The sequence below is a fragment of the Winogradskyella sp. genome (assembly GCF_028289625.1).
GTDB lineage: Bacteria > Bacteroidota > Bacteroidia > Flavobacteriales > Flavobacteriaceae > Winogradskyella.
In genome coordinates, this window is record NZ_JANQOM010000013.1 from 183815 (window position 1) to 201370 (window position 17556).

At 34.6% G+C, this 17556-nt stretch carries 17 protein-coding genes; 4 read left to right on the forward strand and 13 right to left on the reverse strand.

Translation table 11 applies throughout. From position 1 onward, the window contains the following. Positions 1-13: 13 nt before the first annotated feature. The gene (locus Q0992_RS02955) at positions 14-1384 is read left to right on the forward strand and encodes a mannosyltransferase (protein WP_299520196.1); all 1371 of its coding nucleotides are present in this window, start codon (positions 14-16) and stop codon (positions 1382-1384) included. Here the strand turns inward: Q0992_RS02955 and Q0992_RS02960 are convergent. Further along, the gene (locus Q0992_RS02960; RefSeq protein WP_299520198.1) at positions 1381-1677 is read right to left on the reverse strand and encodes a hypothetical protein; all 297 of its coding nucleotides are present in this window, start codon (positions 1675-1677) and stop codon (positions 1381-1383) included. The genes Q0992_RS02955 and Q0992_RS02960 overlap by 4 nt on opposite strands. Positions 1678-1879: 202 nt before the next feature. On the opposite strand from Q0992_RS02960, the gene Q0992_RS02965 reads away from it, so the two are divergent. Both Q0992_RS02965 and Q0992_RS02970 read left to right on the forward strand, forming a co-directional pair. Then, positions 1880-2284, forward strand: a complete 405-nt coding sequence (locus Q0992_RS02965; protein ID WP_299520200.1) for a carboxypeptidase-like regulatory domain-containing protein — start codon at positions 1880-1882, stop codon at positions 2282-2284. Between the two features lie 9 nt (positions 2285-2293). After that, positions 2294-3313 carry a transglutaminase domain-containing protein gene (locus tag Q0992_RS02970; RefSeq protein WP_299520202.1) on the forward strand — a complete coding sequence of 340 codons (1020 nt, stop codon included), beginning with the start codon at positions 2294-2296 and terminating at the stop codon, positions 3311-3313. Here Q0992_RS02970 and Q0992_RS02975 read toward each other — a convergent pair. The 7 genes from Q0992_RS02975 to Q0992_RS03005 all read right to left on the reverse strand — a co-directional run bounded on the left by Q0992_RS02975 (position 3310) and on the right by Q0992_RS03005 (position 9993). Further along, positions 3310-4116, reverse strand: a complete 807-nt coding sequence (locus Q0992_RS02975) for a pseudouridine synthase (protein WP_299520204.1) — start codon at positions 4114-4116, stop codon at positions 3310-3312. The two genes, Q0992_RS02970 and Q0992_RS02975, sit on opposite strands and share 4 nt — an antisense overlap. 42 nt (positions 4117-4158) lie before the next feature. Next, positions 4159-5106, reverse strand: a complete 948-nt coding sequence (locus Q0992_RS02980) for a carbon-nitrogen hydrolase family protein (RefSeq protein WP_299520206.1) — start codon at positions 5104-5106, stop codon at positions 4159-4161. Then, on the reverse strand, positions 5107-6009 hold the full coding sequence (locus tag Q0992_RS02985) for a geranylgeranylglycerol-phosphate geranylgeranyltransferase (RefSeq protein ID WP_299520208.1): 903 nt from the start codon (positions 6007-6009) through the stop codon (positions 5107-5109). A gap of 68 nt (positions 6010-6077) precedes the next feature. Then, on the reverse strand, positions 6078-7007 hold the full coding sequence (locus Q0992_RS02990) for a mevalonate kinase (RefSeq protein WP_299520210.1): 930 nt from the start codon (positions 7005-7007) through the stop codon (positions 6078-6080). A 77-nt stretch (positions 7008-7084) separates the two neighbouring features. Next, on the reverse strand, positions 7085-8197 hold the full coding sequence (locus Q0992_RS02995) for a diphosphomevalonate decarboxylase (RefSeq protein ID WP_299520212.1): 1113 nt from the start codon (positions 8195-8197) through the stop codon (positions 7085-7087). A gap of 39 nt (positions 8198-8236) precedes the next feature. Continuing rightward, a complete protein-coding gene (locus tag Q0992_RS03000; RefSeq protein WP_299520214.1) occupies positions 8237-8779 on the reverse strand; it encodes a DUF1697 domain-containing protein in 543 nt (180 codons plus the stop codon). Continuing rightward, positions 8776-9993, reverse strand: coding sequence for an NAD(P)/FAD-dependent oxidoreductase (locus Q0992_RS03005; protein WP_299520215.1), 1218 nt, complete (start codon positions 9991-9993; stop codon positions 8776-8778). Before Q0992_RS03005 ends, Q0992_RS03000 begins: the two co-directional genes overlap by 4 nt. A 28-nt stretch (positions 9994-10021) precedes the next feature. On the opposite strand from Q0992_RS03005, the gene Q0992_RS03010 reads away from it, so the two are divergent. Then, complete coding sequence (locus tag Q0992_RS03010; RefSeq protein ID WP_299520217.1) at positions 10022-10873, forward strand: hypothetical protein; 852 nt, start codon at positions 10022-10024, stop codon at positions 10871-10873. On the opposite strand, the gene ppk1 is transcribed toward Q0992_RS03010, so the two are convergent. The 5 genes from ppk1 to Q0992_RS03035 form a co-directional block, all read right to left on the reverse strand. Continuing rightward, positions 10860-12893, reverse strand: a complete 2034-nt coding sequence (ppk1, locus tag Q0992_RS03015; protein WP_299520218.1) for a polyphosphate kinase 1 — start codon at positions 12891-12893, stop codon at positions 10860-10862. The genes Q0992_RS03010 and ppk1 overlap by 14 nt on opposite strands. Before the next feature lie 82 nt (positions 12894-12975). Continuing rightward, complete coding sequence (locus Q0992_RS03020; protein ID WP_299520220.1) at positions 12976-13803, reverse strand: DUF4249 domain-containing protein; 828 nt, start codon at positions 13801-13803, stop codon at positions 12976-12978. Between the two features lie 4 nt (positions 13804-13807). Next, positions 13808-16180, reverse strand: a complete 2373-nt coding sequence (locus Q0992_RS03025; RefSeq protein ID WP_299520222.1) for a TonB-dependent receptor — start codon at positions 16178-16180, stop codon at positions 13808-13810. Positions 16181-16238: 58 nt separating this feature from the next. Then, a complete protein-coding gene (locus tag Q0992_RS03030) occupies positions 16239-16991 on the reverse strand; it encodes an isoprenylcysteine carboxylmethyltransferase family protein (protein ID WP_299520224.1) in 753 nt (250 codons plus the stop codon). A 4-nt stretch (positions 16992-16995) separates the two neighbouring features. Next, positions 16996-17550: a phosphatase PAP2 family protein gene (locus tag Q0992_RS03035; RefSeq protein WP_299520226.1), complete on the reverse strand. Its 555-nt coding sequence runs from the start codon at positions 17548-17550 to the stop codon at positions 16996-16998. Between the last annotated feature and the right edge of the window lie 6 nt (positions 17551-17556).

Sequence of the window (17556 nt, forward strand, 5' to 3'; positions counted from 1 at the left end):
TATCTTTGAATTTATGCTCGGATTAGCCAACGTTTTCAAATACAAAAAATTAACCATAGCTTACATCTTAATCAGTTGCATTTTATATCTATGGTTTGCTTATGCTCTAGAACGTACAGAAGCGCTTAAGCTCATTTTCCTTTATGTTGCACTGTTCGTTTTTGCTTATCAGATTATTAAAACATCTGGGTTCTATTTTAGGGTTCTCGTTATTGCAGCGATTCTATTCCGATTAGTGTTTCTATTTGCTATTCCCAATCTATCCCAAGATTTTTTTCGCTTTGTATGGGATGGGAGAATGATTCTTGAAGGATTTAATCCTTATCTATACACCCCTGATTCGTTTGTTCTCAATGGAGAAATTCCTATTGCAGATGCTAAAGAGTTACACAGTGGTATGGGAGAATTAAGTGCTATGCATTTTACCAATTATCCACCTTTAAATCAGTTGTGTTTTGTACTTGGAAACCTGTTTCCCGGCCAAAGTATATTGAGTTCGGTTATAGGTTTAAGATTAGTAATAATAGCTGCTGATATTGGTACTTTATATTTTGGAAAAAAACTCTTGGAGCGCTTAGGATTACCTTCAAATAGAATCTTCTGGTATATTCTCAATCCATTTATCATCATTGAGTTTACTGGAAACTTACATTTTGAAGGTGTTATGATATGCTTCTTAGTGTGGTCTTTATATCTATTACATTCCGGGCAATGGAAATGGGCAGCTGTTCTTTTGGCATGCTCCATATCCGTAAAATTGATTCCATTAATGTTTTTACCGCTTTTCTTTTGGTGGTTCGTAAAAAAAGAAAAACCTCTAAACGGACTAAAAAAATTAATCCTCTTTTATAGCATTACTATTTTAACCGTATTACTAGTGTTTCTCCCTTTTTTCTCCATGGAATTTATTAATAATTATTCTAAAACGGTGGGACTTTGGTTTGGAGATTTTGAGTTCAATGCTAGTATTTATTATATCGCTAGAGCTATTGGTTATTCAATAACTGGTTATAATGAAATTGCAATCATTGCTAAGATATTACCTATTATTTCCGTGTTGGTCATTTTAGGTTTTTCATTATTTAAGCAGAATAACAACATTCCAAGATTAACTGCTTCTATCTTAATTGCCTTTAGTTGCTATTTATTTTTGAGTACCACCGTACATCCATGGTATATTGGTACTTTGGTTTTGCTTTGCATGTTCACCAACTATAGGTATCCTTTGGTTTGGAGTATGGTCATCATATTGAGCTATCTGTCTTATCTAGGCATTGGAACTTCAGATAAATCCGAAAACTTATGGATTATAGGATTAGAATACCTTATTGTATTCTCGGTATTTATATGGGAAGTAATATTGAAAAAAACTATTAAAGTTTAATCTTCCAAATCTTCCGGTGGTTGAACTGCTTCAGCATCATTTTCTTCTAACGCTTCATAATCGTCTTCGTCATAATTTGCCATTGTTGCAGCCAACCTAGAGCTTACCTTAACTAGGTATTTAGTATCTTCTGTAGTGACTTCAACTGCGTCAATAACTTCATTCTTTGCATTTCTAAAAGTAATGATGTGGTCGTCGTCGTAGCCATCAGGATATTTATCCACAAGCATTGCTAGGATTTCTGGTGTCAATTTTTTAAAGTCAACTATGACACGTTTTAAATTGTCTTTCATTTTATTTCGTAGGTTGATTAACACTAATATACAAAGGAATTCATTAGAAATATTAAGTCTATATTAATTTTCATTCATTTTCGTCCGAATATAAGACCCACTAAAACACACAGTTTACTAAATGAAACACTTAGATAACTCAAACCTATTTTATATCTTTAACCAAAGTCTTTAGTTTAGTGGTGAACAAAACTCAAATACTATGAAAACACAAGAATTTACTGCAAAATCAATTTATAAAACCTTCGGTTTTATAGCTATTTTAATGATCGCCTTATTCACATTTAACACATCCCTTGGGCAAACCAATGAAAAAACTATTACTGGACTAATTGTCAATGAAGATGGACCTTTACCTGGCGTAAATATTACACTAAAAGGCGAAAGAGTCGGAACTTCAACAGATTTTAATGGTGAATTTACCTTCCCTAAAAAATTAAAAACAGGTGATGTTTTAATCTTTAGTTACCTTGGCTACCTTACACAAAGGGTTACCATTAATTCTGAAAATAGCTTTATCAAATTAGAGTTAGAGCTAGATATGGTAGAAATGATGGGGGATTTAGACACCAATACTCCTTATAAAACCAAGCGTAAAAAGAATTAACTGCAGATTTTGCAAAAAAAATCCATTCTTTACGTTTTCTGCTTTTTTGCAGGTTACTTAAATGCCCAAGTTTCTGACTTTGACCATATCGATTTTACAAAAGCGGATCGTATTGCTTTGTCTTACAATAAAGAACGTTTAACAAATCTACCTGAACTAGCTTATAAACTCACTACAGATCTTACGACCGACGTAGAACGTTTTAGAGCACTTTATCGTTGGGTGTGTGCAAATATCGCTAATGACTATGGGCTCTATCTTAAAAACAATCGCAAACGGCAATATTTTAAGAACGATAGTTTAAAACTTAATGCATGGAATGATAAGTTTAGACGTCGACTCTTTAAAAAGCTACTTAAGAAAAAACAGACGATTTGTACGGGTTATGCCTATTTGGTAAAAGCGCTGGCTGATTTAGTAAACATAGAATGTGAAATCGTTCATGGTTATGGTCGTGTAAGTACCACAAATATTGAAACCTTGAATTTACCTAACCATTCGTGGAATGCTGTAAAACTAAACGGTAAATGGTATCTCTGCGATCCTACTTGGGCAAGTGGTATTCCTAATCCAAAAACCAAAAATTTTGTATTTCTGTATAATGATGGTTTTTTTCTGGCCAATCCCAAGCTATTTGCCGTAAATCATTTTCCTATTGATAATAGATGGTGGCTTTTGGAGGATAATATTCCTTCCTTTGAAGAATTTCTAGCTGCTCCCGTAATTTATGGTAATGCCTATAAAACACTCGAACTCCATAATGCACCTGAACAAATGCATCATAACATAAAGAAAAATGAAAAAGTGGCCTTTAATTACAAGCTTAAAAAATCCATTAAAGCCGAAAAGGTTAAATTGCTCTTAGATAATGGTGATGACACTTGGAGAGCAAACCCGACATCAATTTCTATTGACAATACATTCCTAAAATTAGAACATCAATTTAAAAGAAAAGGGTTCTATGATGTTCACCTCTATTTAAATGGTGATTTAATTTCCACCTACACTGTTGAAGTGAAAGCTCATTAGAGCATCTTTAAAGTATTAACTTCTTGTTGTGTTAAATGCTTCCAATACCCTCTGGGAATATCTTTTTTAGTCAAATGTGCAATGGCTACACAATCAATTTTTACCAAATCGTATTTAAGCGTTTCAAAAATAGTTCTTAGGATAGAATTCCCAGTATTCTTTATTTTAATTCCTATTTTGTTTTTTGACTCACCTTCGATATAGCTAATCTCTTCGACTGTAATTAATTTTCCATCAACTTTAAAACCTTCCTGAATTTTCTTGAGGTCTTCAAATTTTAGGTTTCTATCTAAATCCACCTGAAATAAACGTACAACTCCTTGTTTTGAATTCGTGAATTTTTGCATTACTTTCTCATCATTGGTAAAGAGTAATAACCCTAAAGAATTTCGACCAAGCCGTCCAATCGGTTTTATATTAGCAGTAGTAGCATTAGCCACTAAATCCATAACTGTTCTACCTTTTCCTTCGGCAGTTGTTGTTGCAAAACCTTTGGGCTTGTTTAACAACACATAAACTTTAGGTTCTGGAGTAATACGCTGTCCATCAAAACGAACCTCGTCGGTAGGCTTTACTTTATAGCCCATCTCGGTAATTACCTTACCATTAACCGTTACAAGACCTATAGCAATATTTTCATCAGCCTCTCTTCGGGAACATACACCAGAGTTAGCAATAAATTTATTCAATCGTATCTCGTCAGAATTTGCTGATTTACTTTTAGATTGGGATTGTTTTCTAACTGGAGCATTGCCTCTTCCTGAAAACCTTTTTTTACCTCTGCTACCTTGATGTCTGCTCATATCCTAAATTTTTTGCAAAGGTATAACAATAGTTAACATTAACTATTTTATTTCCACAGTAGTTTGTCGTTCTCTATTGACTATAAGTTTAGTAACATCTGGCCTAGAATAATGACCCACGGGATCAAAATTTTGGCGTTCTTCTAAAACCCGATTAAAATCTATGTCTTGGATTATTAATCCTTCCTTGTGTAAAACAGGCGCTACAATCCATTCGCCATCCGGACCAGCGATACAACTTCCTCCATTAGTCAAAGTTTCAGGTGCATTTTTCAGAATAGCATCCAAGTGTGGTGTCTCTTTAGGAAAGTCGTTCTTATTCATTAAACTTGAAACCGATACCACAAAAGAACGTGATTCCCTTGCAATAAAACGTGTAATGTCTTTAGTATTATGGTCACTTCCAGGCCATACGGCGATATGTAAATTTTCACCTTGGCCATATAAGGCTGTTCTTGGTAACGGCATCCAGTTTTCCCAGCAATTGAGTCCACCAACGGTAAAAGCTTTTAAAGGATGTACTTGCAGACCATTGCCATCACCTGGCGCCCAAGTTAAACGCTCATCATACGTTGGCTGTAGCTTTCTATGCACGGATTTTACTTCACCTTTTTCATTAATATAAACTAATGAAGCATAAATGCTGTGACCTCCCCTGTCTAAAGGCCGCTCCATAATACCCAAATAAATAGCTATACTATGTGCTTTTGCTAGTTCACAAATGGAATCCAAATCACCTTTTTCTATGCAAATTGAATTATTGACATAATGTGCATATATTTCCTTATTTAAAGTAGTATTCCATTCTGCACCTCCAGTTAAAGCCAACCAAAATGGATAACCTGGCAACAAGGCTTCTCCAAAAACTATGAGTTCACATTGATTTTTTGCTGCTTCCTTTATGGAATTTTCAATTTTGTCTATGGTAGCTGTTTTGTCCAACCAAACTGGTGCCATTTGTGCCATGGCGATTTTTAGGGTAGTATTCATTTATAAGCGGTTTAATACAACGGATACATCAATTAATAAAATGGAAAATACACCAGCCACTATAATAAACTTCAAGATATTATGAAGTAAAAGGTAGTGTATTTTCTTATTCGATTTCCAGACTATAAGTAGAAAAAGTACTAGTAACATTACACTTAGATAAAAGAAATAATACATATGTCCTATTTTAAAAAATAGAATCAAGACTATTCCCGATATAATAGTTAGTATAGCTAGAACGGTAAGCATTAATTTAGAGGTTTTTTCACCATAAACTACGGGCACGGTCTTATAATCTAAAGCTAAGTCCCCTTTTATATTCTCTAAATCTTTGGTTAATTCTCTCATTGATACTAATAAAAACAGGAAGATAGCATGTGCAAATATGACGAGTTCAAAATTTCGATAATAAATAAAAATGGCAAAAAATGGAATAACCGTTAGAATTGCAGAAACTAAATTCCCTGTCATTGGTTGTTTTTTCAATCTATGCGAATACAACCATATAGCAAAAATATAAACCGCAAAAAATATAACGGCTTTAAAAGACACATAACTTGCAAAGACTATGGCTAAAAAATTAAGAACAAAATAGAATGATAATTTTGTGTTTTGGCTCACTAAACGATCCAGCATTGTTTTTCTTGGTCTATTAATGAGATCTTTCTCAGAGTCATAAAAATTATTAATGATGTAGCCAGCAGCAATGGTGGCTGAGGACGCTAAAACTAACATTAACAAATTAATATCAAAGAGTACTGCCCCTAAAGGTTTTTCTGGTGCAAAAATGTAAATAGAAGCTAAATACTGGGCAATAACAACAACAAGAATATTATACCCACGAACTACCGAAAAGAGGCTGAAAAATTTAAGAAGAATATGTTTCTGCCGTCTTGAAAGCATACGTAAGAATTAAAAAAACCTCACAAGTTTCTAGAACCCGTGAGGTCTAAATATACTATTTTATAGAATTAAAAGTTGTAAACAACCTCTAACTTGTGGCCTTTCAAAGCTTCCATAGCTCTATCTATATCTTCGGTAAAACCTAGTATATAGCCTCCGCCACCAGAACCACATAGCTTCAGGTAATAGTCGTTAGTTTCAATACCCTTTTTCCAAAGCTCATGAAACTGCTTTGGTATCATCGGCTTAAAGTTGTTAAATACTACTTTAGATAATTGCTTGGTATTTTTGAACAATGATTTTATATCGCCTTTTAGAAAATCATCAACACAGGCATCGGTATGCTTAATAAATTGCTCCTTCAACATACTTCTGAATCCTTCATTCTTCATATTTTCCATAAAAATGCTCACCATTGGTGCTGTTTCACCAACAATACCACTATCTAATAAAAATACGGCACCTTTTCCTTCGGTTTTTTGGGATGGAATCCCTGTAGCTTCTATATTATCTTTAGAATTGATTAAGATTGGAAGACTTAAGTAACTGTTTAAAGGGTCTAGACCAGAAGATTTACCGTGAAAAAACGATTCCATCTCGGCAAAAATAGCTTTTAACTTTAAAAGCTTTTCTCGTGTTAAATTTTCTAATACCGTTATTTTGTCTGAAGCATATTTATCATAAATAGCCGCTACTAAAGCACCACTACTGCCCACTCCATAACCTTGCGGTATTGAAGAATCGAAATACATGCCAGCATCAATATCAATTTGTAGCTTCTCAATGTCAAAAGACACCAAATTCTCATCCAGTTTTTCTAGATACATTGCGAAACGCTTAAGACTCTCATTAGATGTTATAGCATCTTGTGATGGGTTCTCATCGACCTTTAAAGCACCATTATAGAAATTGTAAGGGATAGATAATCCCTTAGAATCCTTAATGATTCCATATTCACCAAAGAGTAAAATTTTTGAATAAAAAAGTGGTCCTTTCATTTTGTGTTGGGCAAATTTCTTAAGCAAATATAAGGATTATAATCCTACACAGCTTATAATCAAAACCTAAGACGACGTTAATTTTTCATAAATTGTGCGCCTTTACCTACATAATCGGTAATATATTGTTTGTTTTGGCAATAGTCTGCTAATTCGTTTTTAATAAATCGCAATACACTTTCTTTTTCGTTTTCTGGATAAAGAACGTGCACATTTGCACCAGCATCTAGCGTAAAACAGACATGGGAATTATTAGTTTTTCTGTAGGTCCAAATTCTATTAATAATCTCGAGTGTATTGGGTTTCATGAGAATAAAATAAGGCATACTAGTCATCATCATAGCATGCAACGTCAAGGCTTCACTTTCAACAATTTTTACAAAATTATCTAAATCGCCTGAAGCGAAAACCGCTTTTAGTTTTCCCAAATTGTGATGCGCTTGTTTAAAACGCTCCTTCGCAAAAGGGTGTCCATGCATTAGTTGATGTCCAACCGTACTGCTCACTTGCTTTTCTCCTTTATCGACCAAAAGAATCGTATCTTGATATTTTTTGAAGTTGGAATGCACTTCGCCACTAAACCTTATCCCATATAAATCCGAACTTTCTGTACTTTCATTTTGCCCCCAAACCACAAGCTCACCTTCTATACTCCTACAAGCACTTCCCGAACCTAATCTGGCGAGAAAAGATGCTTTTTGGTTGAAATAGTTTTGAGATTTCTCGTCGCTTTGCTCTGTCGAAATGACATCTTCATAGGCCGTTAGCTTTTCTTCAATACTCATCATACATAATGCTAGTGCACTCATACCAGATGCTGATGAGGCAATACCTGAACTATGAGGAAATGTGTTGGATGTTTCGATGGTAAAATGATAATCTCTTAGAAAAGGTACATAGGCCTCAACGCGCTCAAAAAACGTTTGAATTTTTGGTTTAAAAGCTTCATTTTCCTTGCCTTCAAAAATGACATTAAAACTAAAATCGCCTGTTTTCTTCTTTGTATATGTTACTTCTGTAATGGTTTTACAGTTTGAAAGGGTAAAGCTAATAGAAGGGTTTTCTGGAATTTGTTGTTCGCGTTTGCCCCAATACTTAATTAAGGCAATATTACTCGGCGACGACCATTTTACTTTACCTTTTTCAATGTTTGAGTTATAAGATTCTAAAACAAAATCTTGTGCTGTCATAAGTAGTATTTTCTGGTGCAAAAATAACGAAAATCAAAGCTAATTTTCGTTTTCTGAAGCCATGGTCAATAATTTTACCATGGTTTTGTAATTTCTTGAAGTTGCGTTGACTTTCAGCTTTTTTTCAAAATAATTTAAACTGAATTTTGCATTACCATAACCATTGGTACAATAAAAGTATAAACCGTCATTGAGAATAGCATATTCTTCATTCTCATAGGTCTTCTCGTAAGCTTTTTTAACCAAATCTTTATCTGGAATATCTGATAGTATGGCAAAATAACTATTTTCTTTTTTTTCATTTGAAAAAGGACAATCCTCAAATAGTTTAAGCAATTGATTCCTGGTTCTAACCAATACAGAAATCTCAAAACCAAAATAATCTAAAATTGAATTCCTTATTTTTTCTTCTAAGATTTTTGAATCGTCCAATATAGACTGAAAAATTACATTACCACTCTGAATATAGGTTTTTACGTTTGCTAGATCAGATTTGGATAGTAATTTCCTAAGTTCTGCCATCGGTACTTTTTTATGCCCACCAACATTAATACCTCTTAACAATGCGATATAAGTTGTCATAATTCTAGAATTGATCGTGATACAATATATGCTCCTGTCCAAGCATTCTGAAAGTTAAAGCCACCCGTAACAGCATCGACATTAATGACTTCGCCAGCAAAATATAAATTTGGAATGATTTTACTTTCAAAAGTTCTGAAATTGATCTCTTTTAAGTCTACACCACCTGCTGTAACAAACTCTTCTTTAAAGGTACTCTTGCCTGTAACCTTGAACACTGCCACTGTTAATTGTTTTGATAGTTGGTTTAATTGTTCTTTGTTTATATCTGCCCATCGTTGGGTTTCCGTAATGTTTGAAGCTATAACTAGCTGTTTCCAAAGTCGTTTAGGCAAATCAAATTGAGCAGTCCCAACAACCTGTTTCTTTGCCAACCTATGCTTTAAATCTCTAAGTATATCAGCACATGCTTGTGCTTCGTGTTTAATAAAGTTAATCTCTATATCAAAGTTATAATCTCGTTTGGCCAACTCAATAGCACCAAATGCTGAGAGTTTTAAAATTGCTGGAGCACTCATACCAACGTGCGTAATTAGCAAAGGGCCTTCAGACACTAAATCTGTTCCTAAAACCTTTACCTCAACATCTTTTGCCACCACTCCTGGAATGTTCTTTATGCGCTTATCCTTGATATCGAAAGTAAAAAGTGACGATACTGGCGGCACAATTGTGTGACCTAAATTCTTAAGTAAACTCCAAATTTTTGGATTGCTTCCTGTCGCCACTACAAGCTTATCACATTCCAAATTTCCTTTAGAAGTTTCTATAGAAAATCCTTTTTCTTCTGGGTTGATTGATTTTACAATATGGTTATACAGAACACTAACGTTATGGTTTTTTGCTTCGTGCAAAAAACAGTCTATAATCGTTTGAGACGTGTTGGATACCGGAAACATTCTACCATCATCTTCAATTTTAAGTCTAACCCCACGTTCTTCAAACCAAGCCACAGTGTCGCCAGTCATAAAGGTGTGAAAAGGACCCAAAAGTTCTTTTTTGCCTCTAGGATAATTCTTAACCAGTTCTGTTGGCATAAACTCCGCGTGTGTGACATTACAACGTCCTCCTCCAGAGATTTTTACTTTTTGAAGGCCTTCTTTACCACGTTCTAAAATAGCAACGGATAATTCGGGATGCTGTTCCGCAATGTTAATAGCCGCAAAAAAACCAGCAGCTCCACCACCAATAATTATGATATCTTTACGTTTACTCAATGTTTTGTATTGAAAAGCTAAAATTACTATGATTAAGATAAAAAGTCTAGTGTTTCTATTATTTCTTACTAGCGGCTGCCAAACTGGAAATCTGGAAGTGATTGCTGATTTGCCTCTAAGTCTTAATGAAGTTTCTGGTATTGCCATTGATAAGTACAATAAAGTGATTTGGATGGTTAACGATAGTGGCAATAAACCGCTTCTTTTTGGTATTGATGGTTCTGGCAACATTGCTAAAACCATAAAAGTAAAAGCCAAGAATAGGGACTGGGAGGATCTTACGATGGATCCAAGAGGTAATCTTTATATTGGGAATTTTGGGAATAACGATAATGATAGTAAAGGACTTTCCATATTAAAAATCGCTGCCGATTCTTTAAAAAATAACCCTGAAACGGTTATTCCGGAGGTTATACGCTTTAAATATCCTGAACAAAAGAAATTTCCACCTAAGAAGAATAAACGCCATTTTGATTGTGAGGCTTTCTTCTTTTATAAGGATAGTCTATATTTATTTACCAAAAGTCGTTCTTCAAAACATAAAGGGAAAACCAACCTTTACTCATTACCAGCTAGTAAAGGTAGCTATGAAGCAAAATTCAAAGACACATTTAATACTTGCGAGGAATCTAAATGTTGGGTGACATCAGCCGACATAAATGCCAAAGGAGACAAAATGGCTGTTTTAACTGAGAACTCGGTATTTGTTTTTTCTAATCTTAACACTAATGCTTTTTTAAAATCTGAATACAAACGGTATCCCTTCTCTTATGATTCTCAAAAGGAAAGTGTGACATTTAAAAATGACAGTACTTTGTATATTGCTGATGAATACCTTGGTGTTGATGGTGGAAACTTATATAGCTTTAAGATAGATTGAGAGTTTCTTTTTCACTAAATTGTAATTCGCCAAGATATTCTTTAAAATCCAATTGAGAATTTAGTTTAGCTTTTTCGTCATTTTGATACGTATTGGTTTGATTCTCGTCAATGATTCTACCTTTGGTATTATCGTGCCACTGTAAATTGACACAAGTCTGTATAATGGCTTTTAGCTTCTGATCTTTGACTGGCACCAAAACCTCAACCCGTCTGTCTAAATTACGCTCCATACAATCCGCAGACCCAATAAACATGTCGTTTGCTCCATTATTTCCAAACACATAGACTCTTGCATGCTCTAAATATTTACCAACTATACTAATCCCTGTAATATTTTCACTTAAACCTTCAACACTTGGCTTTAAGCAACAAATACCTCTTACTAATAATTGTACTTTAACGCCTACCCTAGACGCTTCATAGAGTTTATCAATAACCCCTCTATCCTCTAAGCTATTCATCTTAAAGAACAAGAAACCATCACCTCCACCTTTTGCAATTGTAATTTCGTTATCAATCCTTTGATATAGTTGATTTCTTGTTGAGAAGGGCGACATCCATATCGTCTTTGGCGAAGGTTTATAAGTCGTGTCCATTAAGAACTTAAAGACTTCATCTAAATCTTTGGTAATCGTTTGGTCTGCCGTAAGCAAGGCAAAATCAGAGTATATCTTAGCACTTTTCTCATTGAAGTTACCTGTGCCGATATAGGCAATGTCTTTACGGGTAGTTTTAATTAGTAAAATTTTAGAATGCACTTTTAAATCGGGCATACTATAAAGTACTTTAGCACCCATCTGCTGTAGTTTTTCTCCCCAATCAATATTATTCTCCTCATCAAAACGTGCTTTGGCCTCAATAAAAACAGTAACCTTTTTATTATTGGCCAAACACTTTAATAAGTTATGTGCTACGAGTGAAGTTTTAGATACTCTGTAGAGCGTTATAAATATGGATTCAACATCCGCTCTTTGAGAAGCTTCTTCTATAAGCCGTATTACTGAATCGTACTTTTGATATGGAAATGACAACAGATGGTCTTCAATTAGGATACTATCTATAACACTATTTGCTTTACTCAATACAGGATGAGAGAATTGATTATTATCCGTACCACCTATTCTCTGTTCTATATCAGGAAACTGAAAGAAATCACTAAAGTTATGGTATCTTCCACCAGGCATTAAATCTGTTTTCTTAAGGTTAAGAAGTGCTCTTAAACGCTTTATAAATTGCTTTGGCATTTTGCTATCGTACAGAATACGTGTAGGTATGCCAAAATCCCTATTCTTGAGGCTTTTCTTTATAAGGTTAATAAGCTCGCCATCGTCCTCTTCATAATACAATTCCCCATCTCTAGTAATCTTAATGCTGTACAAATTCTTGGCATTGTAATCTGGTAATAGATACTTGATATTATCTCTAATTATTTCATCAATAAACGTGATATGTTGTTGCCCATCTTTCTTCGGAAATTCTACAAATCGATTACAGGCATTTGTAGGTATTAAAATCAACAAAGCTCTGTTTTTGGTATTGGCAAAAAAGTAAAGGCTTTTATCTTTTATAAAATCAAAGTTTGTTTCTTTTGTTAAATCATAAATTTTAACATGTGGTCTTATCTCTGAAAGAAAAATGTTCTTGGAGTAGACTTTTTCTTCAGTGTTATAATCAATAGCTTCAATTAAGGCTACTCCTTCTCCATTTAACTCTTTTAGAAGTTTATCTCTGTAAATATGTCCGAATCGTTCTTGAAGCTTATCTACTTTTCCCTGTATGAGTTTAATGATTCGTTTTGGTTTTTCCTTGAATTGAATTGACGAGTCTTTTTGGAGTTTTCTGAACTCTCTTAATTTTGAAACTCTTACTCTATAAAACTCATCTAAATTTGAAGAAAAAATAGCCAAGAAGTTAAGACGCTCATTGAGCGTATTGTTTTTGTCTTCGGCTTCTTGAAGCACTCTCTCATTAAAAGAAAGCCAACTTAAATCCCTGTTGAAGTAATCTTTTTTTGCCATAACAACAAAAATAGATTTTCCCCTTAGCCAAGGTGTTAATCAAATATTATAGGTAAGTTAAGAATAAGCTATCCTGAAGCATTTATTGAATCGTGTAGGTTGCCCTCACTACTTCACCTAACCTAAAATAACCTAGAACTTCTTCATTTGGATTATCCTCGTTGATGCAGTTACCTCTTAATTGTACTGGAGTGGTTTGAAATGGGCCATCATTTTCACTTGCCTGTTCAATGAGAATATCTATGTAATTATAGTACGCTTCAGAAATACCATAAATACTTATGTCTACCGTTGCTTCAGGCACCAATTCTTCATTATCAAATTCTATAAAATTCTCATTACCATCCGTAAATTGGTCACTTAAAGCTGATAATGTCAGAAGTGGATTTACAGATGAATTAAATTCACCTAAATAGTAATTTTCAATACCTACTGGATCATTAAAAAATACTTTAATCTGAATTTCTTCTTCGTCTCCACCGCCTTCAATGGTTTGTTCGATATCATTAATTTCTGTCACAGACATTAAAGTCTCAGTTGCTGTATAGGTTTGTCCATTATAAAGAATCTCTAGTGTATAGGATTGGTCAATTTCAGGCTCAAAATCGTTGGTCGTATAATCACCATTATTTTGGTCTTCGAATACAAATTGCATTCCATCATCATCTTTGATTACAATTACCGAAGCACCAGTAACAGGAACGTCTGGATTATTGTCAAAGAAAGCTGTAGACGCACTCAACTTAATGGTCTGCGTTTGTCCCGACGTGCCTTTTTCCCAGTTAATAGAAGCCTCAACCACTAATCTGGCACCACCATTCGGGACATCCACATCCACCGTGTCTGTGCACGAACTCAAAAAACCAATCAAAATTAAAACTAAGGCTATAGGTGTGTATGTTCTATTCATTGTACTAAAATTTAAAGTTGTAAGAAATTGAAGGAATTATTCCGAAAATAGCAGTGCGCGTAGCTTCGTTTACACCAGTGTCCACATTCTGACCAAATGTTATAGAAGCTGCATTTCTGCGATTGTAGATATTATAAATACCAAATACCCATTCGCCTTGCCATTTTCGGTTTTTATTTTTCCAAGGTGTGAGCGTTGCCGAAATATCCAACCTATGGTATGCGGGCAATCGGTCTGCATTACGCTCGGAAAAAGTTGGAATAGACAAGCCATTGTACTGAAATTGTCCATTGGGATACGTTACTGGTCGTCCTGTTTGAAAGACGAAATTGCTACCAAAACGCCACTTATCATTGAATTTATAAGTTCCAGTAAAGGATAAATCATAGGTTCTATCCCAAGGTGTACTGTACCAGTTGCCATTATTAATACCAAGACCTCCGGCTGCACCTCCAGGTGTTCGTTGTTCGGACTTTGAAAGTGTATAGGCCAACCATCCTGTAAATTTGCCCTTGTTTTTACGAAGTAATAATTCCAATCCATAGGCTCTAGATTCGCCTATGAGAATTTCAGTCTCAATGGTATTTTGAGCAATAAGGTCCGCACCATCAATATAGTCGACACGATTATCAATGGTTTTGTAATACGCTTCGGCTTCTATTGAAAACATATTGTCTCTAAAATTCCTAAAATAGCCCACGGCTAATTGATCAGCAATCTGAGGCTCTAGAAACTTCCCACTTGGCGCCCACACATCTAATGGTGTTGCTGAAGTGGTATTAGATATTAAGTGCAGATATTGCGCTATACGATTGTAACTTGCTTTGATTGATGATTTTTTATTCAACTGATACGACAATGCTAATCGCGGTTCCAAATTCCCAAAGTCTGCAATGCTTTTTCCACTACCAAATTCAGTCTCACCAATTGGGTCGGCACGTTCGTAAATATCCAATTGTTCGTTATAAACCACTGGCAAATCATTGGCAGAATCATTTAGAGTTTGTTTCCCTAAACGGTTAAAATAACTGTAACGCAAACCATATTGTGCTGTAAGCTTATCTGAAATTTTATGCTCCAGACCTACATAAACACCAGCTTCTAAAGCAAATTTATCGTCTAATTTTAATGGGTTAATTCCAGAGGTTTCATCGAGTGGATTTAATTCCCCTGGATTAAAATTATAGTAAATGCCACTGGCACCAAAATCAAATTTCAATTTATCATTCAAGTAATACTCTAAATCATACTTTAGATTATAATTATCAATATCTGACGTCCAATCAATACCTTGAGAATTGATTTCTAGCGCATAGTTGTAACGGCTATAGATTAACGATAGGTTAGAAAAGAGTTTATCATTGAAAATATGATTCCAACGTAAGTTCCCTGATAAGTTTCCGTAAGAATTGGTGAAGAAATTAGATAATTTAAAGTTATCATTTCCGAAGTAACCTGAAAGATAGAGCTTGTTTTTCTCGTTAAGCTCATAGTTTGTTTTTAAGTTAAGGTCGTAAAAGCCAGCACGGTTTTCATTTCCTGCCAAAGCCAGGAATATATTAGCATACGAGGCACGTCCAGCCAATAGAAAAGACCCTTTATTATTAAACATCGGACCTTCAGCAGCTAACCTACTGGAAATAGCACCAATACCGCCAGATAATTTAAAATCTTTACTATTCCCATCCTTTTGTCTAATATCTAACACCGATGACGCTCGCCCACCAAAACGCGAAGGAATACCACCTTTATAGAGTTTAACATCCTTTATAGCGTCCGTGTTAAATACTGAAAAGAAACCAAACAAATGCGAGGCATTATATATAATGGCTTCATCCAACAGTACCAAATTTTGGTCTTCGGCGCCACCACGAACATTAAAACCTGAAGCACCTTCACCAGCATTTGAAACGCCAGGTAAAAGTTGCAGAGATTTAATTACATCGACTTCGCCCAAAACTGTAGGGATTTGTTTAATCGTTTGGCTCGATAGTTTTGCCACACTCATTTGAGGTGAACGCAAATTGACTTTTTTAGACTCTTCAGAATTAATAATTACCTCATCCAAAAGGCCTGTATCTTCTTCTAATTCTATATTAAACTTTATGTCTTTGTCTAAAATAATTGGTGTTTCAATAGTCTTAAAACCAAGATAGGAGATGATTAATATATAATCACCCTCAGATGCCGTAAGCGAGTAGAAACCGTATTCATTCGTCGTTGTGCCTATTGTAGTACCTTTCAGTAAGATAGTAGCGCCTAATAAGGTTTCTCCGTTGGTTTTATTCTTAAGCGTACCGCTGATAGTATATTTTTCTTGCGCAAAGCCGAGCCAAGATATTATTAGTAAGGTTAAAAAAGCAGCCGTTTTATTCATATATAAATTATTGATTAATTATGTTTTAAAAAGTGAACTATTTAGTAGGTTATGAGCTTCATCGATTTGGTTCATTTAGCATATTCTTCTTCTTCATTATTTTTAAAACAAAGTAGATAATCGTTGCTGTAATCGCGCCATATAACCAAAACCTGGCGTCGGATTCAAAAGGTTCTTTTTGACAAAGCCTGCAAACCACATCAAACATCCAAAAGAGTAAAAAGACAGCGCAAAGGCCATTTTTTTCTTTTTTCAGTACTTTTTTAATACTGAATGGATATTTGGGTTTTTTGTAGTTTTTAAATGTTGGAATAATTGCTGGTACTGTTTCTGCCCAATCTGTATAAATTTGGCCAAATTTTGAACGAAGAAAACTCTCTTCCACATACATAATACGTACATAGTAAGAGATATAAAACAATACAAAAGCAATTATAAACCAAAAATTCTCAGTAAGCATTGCTACACCCAGCCACATAAAAAAGTTCCCTAGATATAAGGGGTGACGAACAATTGAATACATACCTGTTGTATTGATTTCGTCTGCTATTTGGCCGTCTTTCGTATTTCTACCAGATGTGTTTTTAGGTGTGTGACCAACCGTTATAATTCTGATTATTAAACCTAATAAGCTTATAAAGAGTGATAAAAATTCGAAACTTTCGGCAAGCCAAGTATTAGGTTTTTCAATTTCATTGTATTCTTTATGGATAAAAACCAAAAGTCCTATCCCTAAAACTATTAATGGCAAATAACTCCTATTCTTAAATAGAAAATTGCCTTGTGTCTTTAGTTCTTCTTGTAATGCCATAATTTTAAAATTTATATGTGAAACCGAGCGTTGGCGTATTTTCTACAAACCCAGAAACCATCTGAAATTTTTTGTCTTTATTAAAGGGTTTTGTAAATAAATAACTCATCCCAGTACCAATAACTGCACCTGCAAGTACATCCCAACCATCGTGTTTATTAGCCTTTATTCTTGTATAACCAACATATCCTGCTATGGCATAGGCTGGGATTCCGTATTCCCATCCGTAGCGTTTTTGTAAAAATCCTGCGCTAGCAAATGCCACTGAAGTATGTGCAGATGGAAAACTGTAATTATTTTCACCATTTGGTCGCTCTTTATTTATAGTAAATTTTAGTGCATAAGAAAGCGCTACTGTAGTAGCCAAAACCTTTGTAAACTGATAGGCCCCTTTTTGCCCATCTCCCCAAATAAATGTAGAGCTTAGCGTTAGCGTCGGCAATGCTACGACCAAAATATCACCTGCAATTTTATGGCGCTGATTACTAATTGTTAAAGGCTCTTGTGCGTTTACACAAAAACTTATTAAAGTCGCTTGGATGATAATAAACTTTTTCATGCTACT

What these genes read in the sequence shown, in the direction of transcription:
- Q0992_RS02960 (WP_299520198.1), bottom strand. Translation starts at nt 1,677, where the DNA reads ATGAAAGACAATTTAAAACGTGTCATAGTTGACTTTAAAAAATTGACA.
- Q0992_RS03035 (WP_299520226.1), bottom strand. Translation starts at nt 17,550, where the DNA reads ATGAAAAAGTTTATTATCATCCAAGCGACTTTAATAAGTTTTTGTGTA.
- Q0992_RS02985 (WP_299520208.1), bottom strand. Translation starts at nt 6,009, where the DNA reads ATGCTTTCAAGACGGCAGAAACATATTCTTCTTAAATTTTTCAGCCTC.
- Q0992_RS03020 (WP_299520220.1), bottom strand. Translation starts at nt 13,803, where the DNA reads ATGAATAGAACATACACACCTATAGCCTTAGTTTTAATTTTGATTGGT.
- Q0992_RS02995 (WP_299520212.1), bottom strand. Translation starts at nt 8,197, where the DNA reads ATGACAGCACAAGATTTTGTTTTAGAATCTTATAACTCAAACATTGAA.
- Q0992_RS02965 (WP_299520200.1), top strand. Translation starts at nt 1,880, where the DNA reads ATGAAAACACAAGAATTTACTGCAAAATCAATTTATAAAACCTTCGGT.
- Q0992_RS03000 (WP_299520214.1), bottom strand. Translation starts at nt 8,779, where the DNA reads ATGACAACTTATATCGCATTGTTAAGAGGTATTAATGTTGGTGGGCAT.
- Q0992_RS02975 (WP_299520204.1), bottom strand. Translation starts at nt 4,116, where the DNA reads ATGAGCAGACATCAAGGTAGCAGAGGTAAAAAAAGGTTTTCAGGAAGA.
- Q0992_RS03010 (WP_299520217.1), top strand. Translation starts at nt 10,022, where the DNA reads ATGATTAAGATAAAAAGTCTAGTGTTTCTATTATTTCTTACTAGCGGC.
- Q0992_RS02955 (WP_299520196.1), top strand. Translation starts at nt 14, where the DNA reads ATGCTCGGATTAGCCAACGTTTTCAAATACAAAAAATTAACCATAGCT.
- Q0992_RS02990 (WP_299520210.1), bottom strand. Translation starts at nt 7,007, where the DNA reads ATGAAAGGACCACTTTTTTATTCAAAAATTTTACTCTTTGGTGAATAT.
- Q0992_RS03030 (WP_299520224.1), bottom strand. Translation starts at nt 16,991, where the DNA reads ATGGCATTACAAGAAGAACTAAAGACACAAGGCAATTTTCTATTTAAG.
- Q0992_RS02980 (WP_299520206.1), bottom strand. Translation starts at nt 5,106, where the DNA reads ATGAATACTACCCTAAAAATCGCCATGGCACAAATGGCACCAGTTTGG.
- ppk1 (WP_299520218.1), bottom strand. Translation starts at nt 12,893, where the DNA reads ATGGCAAAAAAAGATTACTTCAACAGGGATTTAAGTTGGCTTTCTTTT.
- Q0992_RS03025 (WP_299520222.1), bottom strand. Translation starts at nt 16,180, where the DNA reads ATGAATAAAACGGCTGCTTTTTTAACCTTACTAATAATATCTTGGCTC.